We start from the raw sequence: 13188 nt of genomic DNA, 5'->3' as shown, positions 1-13188 counted from the left end.
CCATCTTATGCATCAGGAGTGTTTTGCCATGCTGACCACCGAACAGAAACAACAATTCCAGCGCGACGGCTATGTCGTCATCCCCAATTTCAAAAGCCTGGACGAGATCGCCCGCCTGCGCGAGCGGGCTGGGCAGATTGTCAACGAATTCGATCCGGCGGTGGCGCAAGGCGTGTTTTCCACGAAAAACCAGGCGGCCGACGACTATTTCCTGCGCTCCGATAACACCATCCGCTGCTTCTTCGAAGAAGAAGCCTTTGACGCCGAGGGCAAGCTGAAACAGGACAAGTCGCTGTCGATCAACAAGATCGGCCACGCGATGCACGACCTCGACCCCGTGTTCCGCGCGTTTTCCACCGATGCGCGGCTGGCGGCCGTGGCGTGCGACGTGGGCCTGGAACAGCCGCAAGTGTGGCAATCGATGTATATCTTCAAGCAGCCGGGCATTGGCGGCGAAGTGCGCTGGCACCAGGACGCCACGTATTTCGACACGACGCCGATCAGCGTGACCACGTTCTGGTTCGCGCTGGAAGACGCCACGCTGGAAAACGGCTGCCTGTGGGCGGAACCGGGCGGCCACCGCACGCCGCTGCGCGAGCGCTTCCTGCGCAATGGCAACGACATCCGCATGGAAAAGCTGGACAGCACGCCATGGCCGGACGATTCCACCGCCGTGCCGCTGGAATGCAAGGCGGGCAGCCTGGTGTGCTTCCACGGCTTGCTGCCCCATTACAGCGCGCCCAACCGCTCCCCCGTCTCGCGCCACGCCTACACGCTGCACGTGACCGACGGCCGCACCGCGTATTCGCCGCAAAACTGGATCCAGCGCGACGCCGCCTTCCCTGTGCGGGGGTTCATTTAATGGCCCTGGACATCAAAATCTTCGCCCCGCAGTGGGGCAGCAATGAATTGCCGGCCGAGATCTTCGTCGCCAAAGTCAAAGCCGCCGGGTTCGACGGCATTGAAATGTCGGTGCCCGCCGATGCCGAAGTCCGGGCCGACTGGGCCGCCCGCATGGCCGATGCAGGCTTGCAGCTGATCGCGGCGCAGTGGGAAACCGTGTTCCACCCGCGGTTCGACGAGCACAAGGCGGCGCTCGGGCGCCTGCTGCGCAATGCCTGCGAAGCCCGGCCCGTGCTGGTGAATTCGCACACGGGCAAGGACTGGTACACGCGCGAGCAAAACCTGGAATTGCTGGCGCTGGCCGACGGCATTGCGCGCGAGTACGGCGTGCCGATCGTGCATGAAATCCACCGCAGCCGCTTTTCCGGCCACCCGATGCTGCTCCTGCCCTACCTGCGCGAATTGCCGCAGCTGGCCTTGACGGCCGACTTGTCGCACTGGTGCTGCGCCTGCGAATCGCTGCTGGAAGACCAGCCGGACACGCTGGCCGCGACCCTGCCCCGTGTGCGCCATATCCACGCCCGCGTCGGCCACCCGCAAGGCCCGCAAGTGGCGGACTTCCGCGCGCCGGAACATGCCGACGCGCTGGCCGCGCACTTGAACTGGTGGGACCAGGTGGTGGAATTGCGCCGCGCGGCAGGCGACACGCTGATGACGATCACGCCGGAATTCGGCCCGGCGCCCTATACGCAAACCTTGCCGTACACGCAGCAACCCGTCACCAATGCATGGGAATTGAATGTGGCGATGAAAGACTTGCTGAAAGCCCGCTACGGCAATCATTGATGCAGCTGGTCTTCCGCCGCTTCCTCGTTTTCCGCCGTGCGCAGCGGCGCCACCATCGGCATCACGATGGAAATGGTGGTGCCCTGCTCCGGCTCCGACTGGATCGAGATCGATCCCCGCAACACGCCGGTGACGATGTTGTAGACGATATTCATGCCCAGGCCGGAACCACCCTGCCCCATCTTGGTGGTGAAGAAAGGATCGAAAATCTGGTGCAAGGTGCGCGGCGCCATGCCGACGCCGTCATCGGAAAATTCCAGCAGAACGCTCCGCTCCTGCCCCGGCACGGGTTCCAGTTCATGGGCACGGATGTGCAGCTTGCCGCCATGGCGGCCATCGAACGCATGCAGCAGCGCATTGCTGATCAGGTTCGACAGCACCTGGCTGACGCTGCCCGGGTAGGAATCGAATTCCAGCGCATCGGGAATGTCGATCGTGGTCTCGCAATTGGCGCGCCGCAGCTGGGCCGCATAGGTCGCCACCGTGTCGCGTACCACGCCGCCCAGGTTGAAACGGCGCCGGTGGCCACTGGTCTGGTCCACCGCCACCTGCTTGAATGACGTGATCAGTTCCGCCGCGCGGTTCAGCGAGCCAGCCAGGATCTTGCAGGCATGGTGCGTATCGTGCAGGTGCTCGTCCAGTGCGGAACGCTTGATGCCGCCGCCTTCGGCCAGCTTGCGTTCGAACGCCACCACCATGTCGTCCAGCGCGGAGGCGGTCAACAGGCTGTTGCCGATCGGCGTATTCAATTCGTGCGCGATGCCGGCTACCAGCGCGCCCAGCGACGCCATTTTTTCCGACGTGATCAGGTTCGCCTGCGCCTGCTTCAGCGTGGCCAGCACCAGCGTCAAGTCGCGGTGCGCCAGTTCCGCACTGGCTTTTTGCGCCGCCACTTCATCGAGGCTGCGCTCGAGCCCGCGCTGGGTTTCCACCAGCGCGGCTTCGGCCTGCTCGCGCACCTTGATATCGCGCTGTAATTGCTCGGCCAGCGCGCGCCGCTTCAGCGCCGTCACCAGCAGCATGGCGATCAGCGCGCTGATCAGCGTGCCGGCCGCACCGATCCACGCCACGTACACGGTGCCGTCCGGGTAGCGCGTGCCCGCATGGCCTTCGAAATGCATGACCCAGCGCCGCTCGCCCACGTCCAGGCCGATGTCCGTCGCCAGTCCCGGCAAAATCGCGGGCCGCGGCGTGCTGCCGACCTTGCCCGCGCTGTCGAACATCAGGTTATCGAGGGTCGGTGCGGCCGGCGTGCGGTCTTGCTGGTAGCCGGCATCGTTGATGCGGATGGTCATGTGCGCCAACAGCGGCGTATCGACCACTTCGCGCATCAGGTTATGGACGCGGAACACGATCGCAACAAACCCGACCAGTGCGGCGCGCCGCTGTTCCACGGTTTCGATTGGCGCACCCGGCCGGTAAACCGGTGCACGGGCGACAAAACCGGGCTGGCCGCTGGTGTCCTGCACCAGCGTGATGCGCTCGGTGGCGACGATGCGGTTGATGTCCCGTCCCATTTCCAGCGCACGCCGGTGCGGCGGCAACGCGCCAAGGTCGAGGCCGAACGCATTTTCATTACCGGCCATGGGCTCGTTGTACTCGATGATGTAATGTACATCGCGCGCGGCGGCCGGATGGATATTAAAGTTGGGATAGCCGCCCGGTACCAGCGTGGCATCGTTTTTCACGGCGGCGGCATAGCGCGCGAGGTCGCCGGCCGGCACCTGGCGCACGAACTGGATGGCCTGGAAACCGGGATAGCGCTCGGTCAGGCGCAATTCATGCACGTAACGGGAAAACTGGACACGGCTGACCTGGCTATCCACCGCATGCAAGCCCTTGATGCTGAGCAGCATGTCGAAATACGTTTGCAGGCGGACGGAGGTGTCGCGGGCGATCTTGTCGGCGTCGCGCTGGAAATTCGCGCGCACAAGTTGCTGCTGGGCATCTGCCACGAACAGGCATACCCACACAGTGACGCAGAGTCCAAGGATGAACGCCAGGTAACCGTGTATCCGCATGCCGAGTGCCCCTCGATTGCGTGACGGCATTTTGCCGCCCGATGCGAGGACTATAGCATAGTGAAGAACGGTTGATATATATCAACTATCCCGGCTACAACACTGCTAGTAACTTGTCAGCATGGATCCTGGAACTCGGCAGCGATCGCCATGAACTGTTCCTCCACCATCAGCATCGCATCGACCACGTCCGGGTCGAAATGCTCGCCGCTGCCCTGCCGGATCAGCTCGATGGCGGTTTCATGGGTGAAGGCGGGTTTGTAGACCCGCTTGGAAATCAGCGCATCGTACACATCGGCCACGGCCATCAGGCGCGCCGACACGGGAATCGCGGCGCCTTCCAACCCTTGCGGATAACCGGAGCCATCGTATTTTTCCTGGTGCGAGTACGCGATCTCACGTGCAAAGCGCAGGAAGTTGTTGGAAAAGCCCAGGTGCTGTTCGACGTCGGCAATCGCATTGCGGCCATACACGGTGTGCAACTTCATCTGCGCGAATTCTTCGTCCGTCAGCGGCCCCGGTTTCAGCAGGATCGCATCGGGAATGCCGACCTTGCCGATATCGTGCAGGGGCGCTGCCTGGTACAGGAAACCGATGTTGCGGGCGGACAGTTCGTGGGAAAAGCGCGGGTGGTTTTGCAACTGGCGCGCCAGCACGGTGATGTAATGCTGGATACGGCGCAGGTGGTTGGCGGTTTCGTAATCGCGGGTCTCCGCCAGCGATGCCATGGCCCATACCACGGCGTCGATCATTTGCGTCAATTCCTGCGTGGTTTCGGACACCAGTTCTTCGAGGTGCAGGCGCTGGTGGCGCAGCAATTCGGCTGAGCGGCACAACTGCAAATGGTTGGCCACGCGGGCCAGCACGGTTTCCGGCACCAGCGGTGTATGCAGCACGTCGGCCGCGCCGGCGGCAAAGCTGTGCTGTTCATCGGCGGCATGGCCTTGCGGGATCGCCAGCAAGACGGGAATGGCGGCGGTATCGGGGTTGCGCTTGAGCTGGCGGCACAGTTCCGAGCCATCGATTTCCGGCAGCGCGGCATCGATCAGCAACAGGTCGGGACGGGGCACTTCCTGCGCGATGCGCAGCACGGCGTGGCCATCGGCGGCCAGTTTGACGTCATAGTATTCGTGCAGCAGGCTGCTGAGCCACAGCAAGTTATCCGGCACGGCATCGGCGATCAGGACGATCGCCTTCTGATGGTCATTCATCGCGGTTCCCGTTATCCCTTTAGTTACCAGACAACATCATACCGCAAGGCTCCGCCGGGGATGGGCCAACACGCCTTATTCGCACAGGGCCGGCGTGCCGTCTTCCAGCAAGGCGCCAAAACAGCGGGTGCAATGGAAGCAGAACAGGTGGGCGACACGGACATTATCCTGACGCAGAACCAGTTGCAACTGCCCCTTGCGGCATGCCGGGCAAAATTCACGCATCGCGCCGGCCGGTACGACATCCTGCGCCAGGTACGTGTCATCGAAGCGTTCGCCGTCAATCACGGCTTGTGGATCAAGTTCAACAAGCATCAGGGGCGGCGCTTCGCCCCTGAGTTCCGGAGTCCATTTCATTTTCTCGGCATCCCTTGATTTTGGTCCAACATTGTCTTGCGTAGAGACAGACCTGCTTAAACAATAGACAAATTGGCAAAGGCTGGCAAGCGATTTTTTGTCGCGAGCTTGCAATTTAATAGTGCACTACCTATACTGCGGACATGGAAACCAACCCGTCTACTCCGTCCCATTTGCCCGCGCTGGGACAGGTGCCCCGCCTGGATGCGCAACTGTGCTTTGCGCTGTATTCCACGTCGCTGGCCATGAACAAGCTGTACCGCAAACTGCTGCGCCGCCTGAACCTGACATATTCCCAATACCTGGTCATGATGGTGCTGTGGGAAAAAAACGAACAGACGGTCTCGGAAGTGGGCGAACGCCTGTTCCTCGATTCCGCCACCCTGACGCCACTGCTCAAGCGCATGGAACAGGCGGATTTGATTACCCGCACCCGCTGCCCCAACGACGAACGGCAAGTGATCATCGCGCTGACCGCGCACGGCGACGCGCTGCGCCATGAAGCGGCAAAGCTGCCGGAAGCCATCATCAACGCGACCCAGTGTTCGCTGGAACAGGTGGTGGGCATGAAAGAACAGCTGAATACCCTGCGCGACAGCCTGATGAAAAGTGCTTAAAAAAAGTGCATGGGGCGGGTTGATTCAGGCAGGCAGTTTCGGGCTATCATGGCAGAATTCAACAGTCTGGAGTTCATCATGAGCAAGTCTGTTTACCCCGACGATGACGAACAAGCGTTCGCCCGCTTCGGGGTTGCCCCCGGTATTGTCGCCCTGCACGTGGAAGCCGCCCGCCAGGTGCTGCGGGAACACCAGCATGCGCTGCGCCGCGACCAGGAAATCGTTCCCAGCACCATCAGCCATCCAGGCCAATCCGGCCAGATGGTGATGCGCGTGGAAGGCGACGCCCGCACCATCTTTGAATTGAATTTCGCGCTGGAAGCCAAGGAAGCACAACTGGGCATCGCCAAAGATGCGCCGTTCGACATCGTCTTCGCCGACCACGCATAAGCCAGGTATAAGCATCGCCTGCCCAGCAAGGGGGCGACAGCCGTCGTAGAATAGGGGCAATCACTGTATGCCCCGATGACGATGACGACTTACGCCCCGATCTATACCCATCCCCAGAGCATTACCGCGGCACTGCGCAGCGAAGGCTATGCGCTGATGCATCCGCAAGACGTGGCCGCTCTCGCCGGCACCTCGCTGGCCGGCCTGAACGCGCTGATTCCCAGCTGGGACACGCTGGAACTGGATAATTACCTGAAGGATGGCGGCCGCTACCGCCGCCGCCGCCATTCATGCTTCATCCAGGATGAAGCCAAGCTGGCGCAGAGCCCGCACCGCGCCCATTGGCAGCCGCTGGAGTACAACGCGCTGCATGGCGGCATGCACCGGCTGTTCGAACCCGTGCTGCCGGAAACAGCTACCGATCCCGCATGGCGCGGCTTGCTGTCGGCCGTGGGAGAGATCTGTTCCGGCGTGCGCGGCAAACAGCCGTGGTACATCGAAGCGCACCAGTTCCGCATCGACACGACGGACGGCATCGGCCGCCCGACGCCGGAAGGCGCGCACCGCGACGGCGTCGATTATGTGGCCGTGCTGCTGGTTGGCCGGCATGGCGTCAAGGGCGGCGAAACGCGCATCTTCGAAGCAGGCGGCCCGAACGGTAAACGCTTCACGATGACGGAACCGTGGACCATGCTGCTGCTGGACGACGCCACGGTCATCCATGAATCCACGCCGATCCAGCCGGTCGGCCAGCACGGCCACCGCGACACGCTGGTGCTGACCTACCGCAGCGGCGGCTTTCAGGGAGAGTAACCCCCCCCGGGGGCTTATACGCCAGCCGACCAAAAGTTTCCTGCGTTTTAGTCAAATCCGATATAGTCACGTGAAAACTTATTGGAGGCTGTCAGTGGATTCGAGTTATGAAATCGAACCTGGTGAAATAGAAATCCTGATCGTCGAGGACAGCCCGACGCAGGCGGAACGATTGCGCCGGCTGATCCAGTCCGTCCGCTACAAGGCGCGCGTGGCCGCCAACGGGCGCCTGGCGCTGGAAGCGATCCGCGAACGCAAGCCCCACCTGGTCCTGTCGGACATTGTGATGCCGGAAATGGACGGTTATGAACTGTGCCGCGCCATCAAGTCCGACAGCGAGTTGCGCGATGTCCCCGTCATCCTCGTCACATCGCTGACCGACCCGAAAGACATTATCAAAGGCATCGAATGCGGCGCCGATAATTTCATCCGCAAACCTTATGCGGAAGATTATCTGCTCAACCGCATCGGCCACATGCTGGTCAACCAGAAGCTGCGCCGCAACCAGAACATGGAAGTGGGCATTGCACTGTACCTGGGCGACCAGAAACACTTCATCAATGCCGAGCGCCAGCAAATCCTCGACTTGCTGATTTCCACCTATGAACAGGCGGTGCAGGTCAACAGTGAATTGCAGGCCCGCGAACGGCAAGTCATCGAGCTGAACATGCGGCTGGCGCACCATGCGGGCGAACTGGAAACCATCAACCGCGAAATCGCGCTGAAGAACCTGGAACTGGCCGAAGCGTCGCGCATGAAGTCCGCCTTCATCGCCAACATGTCGCACGAATTGCGCACGCCGCTGAACGCCATCATCGGCTTCACGGGCGCCCTGCTGATGAAACTGCCCGGCCCGCTGACGACCGAGCAGGACAAGCAGCTGAACACCATCCGCAACAGTGCGCGGCACCTGCTCTCCCTCATCAATGACATCCTCGACGTGGCCAAGATCGAAGCAGGCAAGGTCACCTTGTCGATGGAAGATGTGCAGTGCCAGGCCTTGATCGCCGAAGTGGCCGATACGCTGCGTCCGCTGGCCCAGCAAAAGGGGCTGGTACTGGAAGTGGCCGTGGCGCCGCAACCGATCATCCTGCACATGGACCGTCGCGCACTGACGCAAATCCTGATCAACCTGGCCAACAATGCGATCAAGTTCACGGAAAAAGGGACGGTGCGGATCAGCCTGTTGCAGCGCGCGGACGGCGATGGCATGGTGACGGAATTTGCCGTGGCCGACAGCGGTTCCGGCATCCGCGAAGAAGACCAGGCCAAGCTGTTCCAGGCGTTTTCCCAGCTCGATGCGACGTCGACCCGCCATGCGGAAGGCGCGGGACTGGGCTTGTACCTGTGCCAGAACCTGGCCAACCTGATTGGCGGCTCGCTGTTCTTCAGCAGCGATTTCGGCCATGGCAGCACCTTCACGCTGGCAGTGAAGAACAAGCAATAACCCGGCAAACTGGCAGGAGCTGGCATGGCGCGCGTGCTCATCATCGAAGACAACCAGCCGAACATGGATTTGCTGGCTTACCTGTTGTCCGCGTTCGGCCACCAGCCGCTGTGCGCCTATGACGGCGTGGAAGGCGTAGAGCTGGCGCGCGACGCCTTGCCCGACTTGATCGTGTGCGACTTGCATCTGCCGCGCCTCGATGGCTATGGCGTGGTGCGCAGCCTGAAAGGCGATCCACGCACACGCGCCATTCCCGTGCTCGCGGCCAGCGCGCTGCCCGTGTCCGATGGCGGGGAAGCGCTGCGCGCCGCGGGTTTCGACGGCCATTTACCGAAGTCGCTGGAACCGGACGCCCTGATTCCGTCGCTGGAAGCATGGCTGGCGCCGCACCAGCGCGGCGTGGCGCCCGACAGCCATGACGGCGCGGCCGTCCAGGACGATGCCGCAACCTTGCCCGGCGCACGCCGTCTGCTCTTGCTCGATGCGGCGCCCGACAATTGCGGCCTGGCCGCCAGCATCGCCGGCCACCTCGGCTACAGCATCACCACCGCTGCCACCGCGGCGCAGGCCGATGCCTGCGCCGGCCAGTCTTTTGATTTGCTGCTGTGCGACCTGGACGGTCCCGAGGACCACGCGAACGCCTTGCTGGATGCGGCAGCGCGTCATTGGCCCACGTTGCCCATGGTGGCCATCCGCGCTGCCGACAGTGATGCCATCTCGCCCGCGATTGCCGCCCGCCATCCCGCTCCCGTCCTGCTGGCCCACCCGCTCGAGCCACAACAACTGGCCGCCGCGCTGGACGCCGCGCTGCCCGTTCGGTCAACCTGACCAGTCTGACCCGACCACTCAAACGCGTGAGCAATTGAAAATATCGTAGTTCTACGGTATTGCAATGCACCACCGGCGTTCCTATATTGAACCTGTCTCCTCCAAACGTTCCCGGAACATTGGATTCGCCCGCACCTCGATGCGGGCATTTTTTTGCCTGTCGCAAAGCTTTACATGTTTCCTCTAGAAAAATATTTCCAAAAAGCTAGTTGATTGATATGTATCATTTTTAGTTAAATGGTATAAAATTTGCTTTTCATTATTGCAAGTCTCTGCAAAAAAATACCCAGGAGAAAAACATGAACAAGACCATGGTTGCGGCGGGATGTCTCGCGCTGGCGGGATGGCTAGGTGGCACGGCGCATGCGGCGCCAGTCGTCGCATCCGGCTCAAATTATTCTGTCTATATCAGCGGCGAAAATAGTGGCAATACGCAGCACATGACCAATACCTATGACGGCGTAACGGAACTCTTTACCCGGGCCGGCGAAACGCTGTTCGTCAATGAAACGGAAACCGACCTGGGCGGCGGCTTGCACCGCATTTTCGTGAACGTCAGCGCCACGGGCGACCTGTTCCCGATCCCGGGTGAAGCAGGCGACACCGGCATCGGCATCGACGGAGACGGTTTTGACCTGCTGGGAAATTTCTTCCTGGAAGACGCCTTCATTCACTATTCCATCAACGGCACGGACGTCTTCACCAGCTCCGACCTGGCGGACGATTACCGCCCGTTGTTCCTGGGCGCGTGGAGCGGCCGGTTCGCCGACACGGGCCTCGCGTTTTCCGTGGGTAACCTGGGCGGCGCCAACGTCAATGGCTTCGGGCTGGAATTCGTCGTCTCGGAAATTCCCGCCTCGGTACCGGAACCCGGCACGCTGGCGCTGGCTGGCGCCGCGCTGATGGCCATGGCGGCAACGCGCCGCCGCCGCAGCTAAGCCCCCTTCCGCGTCACTCAGCCCAGCAATGCCAGCCGCGCCCCGGCTGGCAAGCCGGGAAATACCTGCGCCAGCTGGCGCGCATCGAGCCGCAAGTGCTGTTCCGCGACCTGCGCCAGCACGGCGCGAAAGTCCGTCGTGACGGGTACATCGCGCCCCTCATGCAATGCCCCATCCGACAAGCCGCGCCAGTCCCCCAGCACTTTGCCACCCGCCACGCCGCCGCCCATGACCCACATGGCGTTGCCATGCCCGTGGTCCGTGCCGCGGTTGCCGTTTTCCCGCACGGTACGGCCGAACTCCGACATCACCACCACCACCGTGTCGTCGAACATCGGCCCCAGGCGCCGGGCAAACTGCGCCAGGCCCAGCGCCAGCGGCGACAGCCTGCCGGCCAGTTGTCCCGTGCCGGCGCCCTGCCCCGCATGGGTATCCCAACCGCCCAGCGCAAAGAACGCCAGCTGGATATTCGGGTCGCTGCGCATCAGGGTCGCCAGCCGCGCCGCGTCGTCGGGAAAGCCCGCCGGCAGCGGCGCGCCATTGTTTGCCGCCAGCATTTCCTGCTGCAAGTTGCGTTGCATGCCGGGCTGCGCGCCTGACTGCATCGCCGGCGGCATAGTCGCCTGCAAATCAGCCTGCATATTCGGCTCCGCCATCGGCTGCATCGCCGGCTGCGCTTCCGCCGCCGCCATCACTTCGCGGCGCGCCTCCCGCCCGTCCCGATATGCTTTGCCATAGCGCGGATGGCCTTCGTACAAGCGGTCAAACCCGCTGGCCAGCGCCGGCCGTTCCAGTACGCCGGCCTTGCTGGCGGACGCCACGCTGGCCAGGTTCACGGCCGGCGCCGCGCCGGCCAGGATGCGCGGCAACACGGGACCGATGCTCAGGGTGCGGGTCGGCGTGGACGTCCCGGGCAAGGCCGCGGCCAGCCGGTTCATCCAGCCATCCGGCGTGCTCTTGATGCCCGGCGTGGCGGACTCCATGTAATCCTGCGCATCGAAGTGCGAACGCGTGGGGTCGAGCGAACCGCACGCGTGCACGAACGCCAGCTTGCGTTCGCGCCAGAGCGGCATCAGCGGCTGCAGCGCCGGATGCAGGCCGAAGTAGCCATCCAGGTCCAGCGCGCCGTCATCCTTGCCCGGCGCCGCCAGCGCGATGGTGGGACGGGCCTGGACATAATCCGGATCGGCCACCGGCGCCACGATATTCAAGCCGTCGGCCGCGCCGCGCAGCATGACCACCACCAGCTTGCGCCGCGTGTCTTGCGAAGCGGGTGCGGTGGCGGCCCAGGCGGCATGCCCCAGCGGCGCCATGCTGCCCGCACCGGCCGCCAGCAGCGTCAAAAAATCGCGTCGTTCCATGATCACCGCTCCATAAAGTCGGGACTGCCCAGCAACAGCGCCGCCTGCACCCGGGGCGCGCCCGTGTCGACCGTACGCCACGTGGCCGGCGTAATGGCCGGCCCCAATGCCGTGTACAGCGCCGCCGCGTCGGCATCCTTGCCCAGCAAGACCGCATAGCCGATGCGCAGCGCCAGCGCGTCGGGATTGAGCCACGCCTGCCGGGTATTCTTGTAGCCATCCGGAGTCTGACAGCCGTACAGCGGCATGCCCATGCGGTTCAGGACGGACAGCGCCGCTTTCGCACTGTCCGGCGCCAACGGCGCCCCGGCCGCGCGCAAGGCCGACACCACGTACTGGTAAGGCGTCTTGAATTTCGCGCCGCGCACGTCAGGCGCCATGAATTCACTGCTGGCAAACAGGGTTTGCAGCACGGCGCGGATATCACCGTCCGTGTCCGTGAAGCGCTGCGCCAGCCGCTCCACCAGCGCCGCCGGCGGCTGGTCCTGGACGAAATACTGGGCCAGCTTGTACGCGATGTGGTGCGCGGTGGCGGGATGGGCGGCCAGCACGTCGAGCGCCATCTCGCCTTCCGCCTGGCCCGCAGCCGTCACCGTGCGGCCCAGCCACTGCTTGACCTTGTTGTCGTGCCGCCGCGCGTCGAAATAAAACGTTTCATTGCCGTCGACCAGGCGGCGCGGCGCATAAGTCCATCCCGTCAGCATGCGCGCCAGCTCGGTGACGTCGCGCTGCGTATAGCCGCCGTCGACACCCAGGGTGTGCAGTTCCATCAATTCGCGCGCATAGTTTTCATTCAGGCCGCCGGCTTTCGAGACCCAGTTATCCAGATAAAACAGCATCGCCGGATGCCTGGCCGTGGCGCCCAGCAACGCCCGGAAATTGCCCATCGCGTAAGGGCGGATGGCGTCGCGCTCGTAGCTGGCCACCAGCGCCCGGTCCTGGCCCTTGCCAGCGAAGACATTGAAGTGGTTGAACCAGAAATCCACCATGACTTCTTCCAGCTGGCGGGGGCTGGCGACGGCGCGCAGCAGGCGCGCCTCGGCGGTTTCCTTCGCGATGCGGGCCAGCACGGCGCGCCGCTGTTCCTTCGCGCCCTCCTCCTCGCCACGCACCGCTTGCTGCGCGGCCTGGAATTGCCCCAGCACGGCGCCGGCCGGCATCTGCACGGTGGCCAGCGCCGCCAGCCTGGCCGACAACGCTTCCGGCAGCGGCAGCGATTCCGGCTGCAATTGCCGGGCGATCCAGCGCTGCGGTCCCATGCGGACAACCAGGTCGATATCGCCGGGCGCGGGGCCGTAAGCCAGCCGGTTCAGCACATGCAGCGCCGCGGCCCGCGCTTCCTGCGCGGCCTCCCCTCCAGCCTCCTGCGTGGCCTCCGGCGGGTCCTGCGGTTCCGGCGCTTCGGCCAGCACCGCGCCCGCCGCAAACCAGAATAAGAGTAACAACTTGCGCCATGCTCGCATCTTTGCCCTCCATGGTGTCGCAATAACATTGTCAGGTCATCCAGCTGCCAGTG

General features: G+C 63.3%; 13 protein-coding genes. 8 read left to right on the top strand and 5 right to left on the bottom strand.

The annotated features are described in order from the left end of the window. The first annotated feature begins 28 nt into the window (after positions 1-28). Together GJ700_RS05655 and GJ700_RS05650 are read left to right on the top strand one after the other, a co-directional pair. Positions 29-862: a phytanoyl-CoA dioxygenase family protein gene (locus GJ700_RS05655; protein ID WP_154371691.1), complete on the top strand. Its 834-nt coding sequence runs from the start codon at positions 29-31 to the stop codon at positions 860-862. Beyond that, positions 862-1689, top strand: a complete 828-nt coding sequence (locus GJ700_RS05650) for a sugar phosphate isomerase/epimerase family protein (protein WP_229506822.1) — start codon at positions 862-864, stop codon at positions 1687-1689. The genes GJ700_RS05655 and GJ700_RS05650 overlap by 1 nt, the downstream gene beginning before the upstream one ends. On the opposite strand, the gene GJ700_RS05645 is transcribed toward GJ700_RS05650, so the two are convergent. The 3 genes from GJ700_RS05645 to GJ700_RS05635 form a co-directional block, all read right to left on the bottom strand. After that, a complete protein-coding gene (locus GJ700_RS05645) occupies positions 1683-3710 on the bottom strand; it encodes a CHASE domain-containing protein (RefSeq protein ID WP_154371690.1) in 2028 nt (675 codons plus the stop codon). The genes GJ700_RS05650 and GJ700_RS05645 overlap by 7 nt on opposite strands. 116 nt (positions 3711-3826) lie before the next feature. Further along, positions 3827-4921, bottom strand: a complete 1095-nt coding sequence (locus tag GJ700_RS05640; RefSeq protein WP_154371689.1) for an HD-GYP domain-containing protein — start codon at positions 4919-4921, stop codon at positions 3827-3829. Positions 4922-4996: 75 nt separating this feature from the next. After that, positions 4997-5278 (bottom strand): hypothetical protein, encoded by a 282-nt coding sequence (locus tag GJ700_RS05635; RefSeq protein ID WP_154371688.1) that lies wholly within the window; start codon positions 5276-5278, stop codon positions 4997-4999. A gap of 143 nt (positions 5279-5421) precedes the next feature. Here GJ700_RS05635 and GJ700_RS05630 point away from each other — a divergent pair, with 143 nt between their 5' ends. From GJ700_RS05630 to GJ700_RS05605, 6 genes are all read left to right on the top strand, one after another. Continuing rightward, positions 5422-5895 carry a MarR family winged helix-turn-helix transcriptional regulator gene (locus tag GJ700_RS05630; RefSeq protein ID WP_154371687.1) on the top strand — a complete coding sequence of 158 codons (474 nt, stop codon included), beginning with the start codon at positions 5422-5424 and terminating at the stop codon, positions 5893-5895. Between the two features lie 78 nt (positions 5896-5973). Further along, a complete protein-coding gene (locus tag GJ700_RS05625; protein ID WP_154371686.1) occupies positions 5974-6285 on the top strand; it encodes a hypothetical protein in 312 nt (103 codons plus the stop codon). A gap of 81 nt (positions 6286-6366) precedes the next feature. Then, on the top strand, positions 6367-7098 hold the full coding sequence (locus GJ700_RS05620) for a 2OG-Fe dioxygenase family protein (protein ID WP_154371979.1): 732 nt from the start codon (positions 6367-6369) through the stop codon (positions 7096-7098). A gap of 94 nt (positions 7099-7192) precedes the next feature. Further along, positions 7193-8545: a hybrid sensor histidine kinase/response regulator gene (locus GJ700_RS05615; protein WP_371867842.1), complete on the top strand. Its 1353-nt coding sequence runs from the start codon at positions 7193-7195 to the stop codon at positions 8543-8545. A gap of 24 nt (positions 8546-8569) precedes the next feature. Next, the gene (locus tag GJ700_RS05610; protein WP_154371685.1) at positions 8570-9373 is read left to right on the top strand and encodes a response regulator; all 804 of its coding nucleotides are present in this window, start codon (positions 8570-8572) and stop codon (positions 9371-9373) included. Between the two features lie 299 nt (positions 9374-9672). Continuing rightward, the gene (locus tag GJ700_RS05605; protein ID WP_154371684.1) at positions 9673-10311 is read left to right on the top strand and encodes a PEP-CTERM sorting domain-containing protein; all 639 of its coding nucleotides are present in this window, start codon (positions 9673-9675) and stop codon (positions 10309-10311) included. Positions 10312-10328: 17 nt separating this feature from the next. Here the strand turns inward: GJ700_RS05605 and GJ700_RS05600 are convergent, their stop codons facing one another. Then, positions 10329-11672, bottom strand: coding sequence for a DUF1501 domain-containing protein (locus GJ700_RS05600; RefSeq protein ID WP_154371683.1), 1344 nt, complete (start codon positions 11670-11672; stop codon positions 10329-10331). A gap of 2 nt (positions 11673-11674) precedes the next feature. Continuing rightward, positions 11675-13135 carry a DUF1800 domain-containing protein gene (locus GJ700_RS05595; RefSeq protein WP_154371682.1) on the bottom strand — a complete coding sequence of 487 codons (1461 nt, stop codon included), beginning with the start codon at positions 13133-13135 and terminating at the stop codon, positions 11675-11677. Positions 13136-13188: the final 53 nt, after the last annotated feature.

This window comes from Pseudoduganella rivuli (assembly GCF_009674485.1).
GTDB classification, from domain to species: domain Bacteria; phylum Pseudomonadota; class Gammaproteobacteria; order Burkholderiales; family Burkholderiaceae_D; genus Rugamonas; species Rugamonas rivuli_B.
The sequence above is the reverse complement of the archived record's forward strand: the minus strand, read 5'-3'. Positions and strand labels throughout refer to the sequence as shown.

Excerpts from the sequence above, each read along its gene's own strand:
- GJ700_RS05655 (WP_154371691.1), top strand. The coding sequence starts at position 29 with ATGCTGACCACCGAACAGAAACAACAATTCCAGCGCGACGGCTATGTC.
- GJ700_RS05650 (WP_229506822.1), top strand. The coding sequence starts at position 862 with ATGGCCCTGGACATCAAAATCTTCGCCCCGCAGTGGGGCAGCAATGAA.
- GJ700_RS05645 (WP_154371690.1), bottom strand. The coding sequence starts at position 3,710 with ATGCGGATACACGGTTACCTGGCGTTCATCCTTGGACTCTGCGTCACT.
- GJ700_RS05640 (WP_154371689.1), bottom strand. The coding sequence starts at position 4,921 with ATGAATGACCATCAGAAGGCGATCGTCCTGATCGCCGATGCCGTGCCG.
- GJ700_RS05635 (WP_154371688.1), bottom strand. The coding sequence starts at position 5,278 with ATGAAATGGACTCCGGAACTCAGGGGCGAAGCGCCGCCCCTGATGCTT.
- GJ700_RS05630 (WP_154371687.1), top strand. The coding sequence starts at position 5,422 with ATGGAAACCAACCCGTCTACTCCGTCCCATTTGCCCGCGCTGGGACAG.
- GJ700_RS05625 (WP_154371686.1), top strand. The coding sequence starts at position 5,974 with ATGAGCAAGTCTGTTTACCCCGACGATGACGAACAAGCGTTCGCCCGC.
- GJ700_RS05620 (WP_154371979.1), top strand. The coding sequence starts at position 6,367 with ATGACGACTTACGCCCCGATCTATACCCATCCCCAGAGCATTACCGCG.
- GJ700_RS05610 (WP_154371685.1), top strand. The coding sequence starts at position 8,570 with ATGGCGCGCGTGCTCATCATCGAAGACAACCAGCCGAACATGGATTTG.
- GJ700_RS05605 (WP_154371684.1), top strand. The coding sequence starts at position 9,673 with ATGAACAAGACCATGGTTGCGGCGGGATGTCTCGCGCTGGCGGGATGG.
- GJ700_RS05600 (WP_154371683.1), bottom strand. The coding sequence starts at position 11,672 with ATGGAACGACGCGATTTTTTGACGCTGCTGGCGGCCGGTGCGGGCAGC.
- GJ700_RS05595 (WP_154371682.1), bottom strand. The coding sequence starts at position 13,135 with ATGCGAGCATGGCGCAAGTTGTTACTCTTATTCTGGTTTGCGGCGGGC.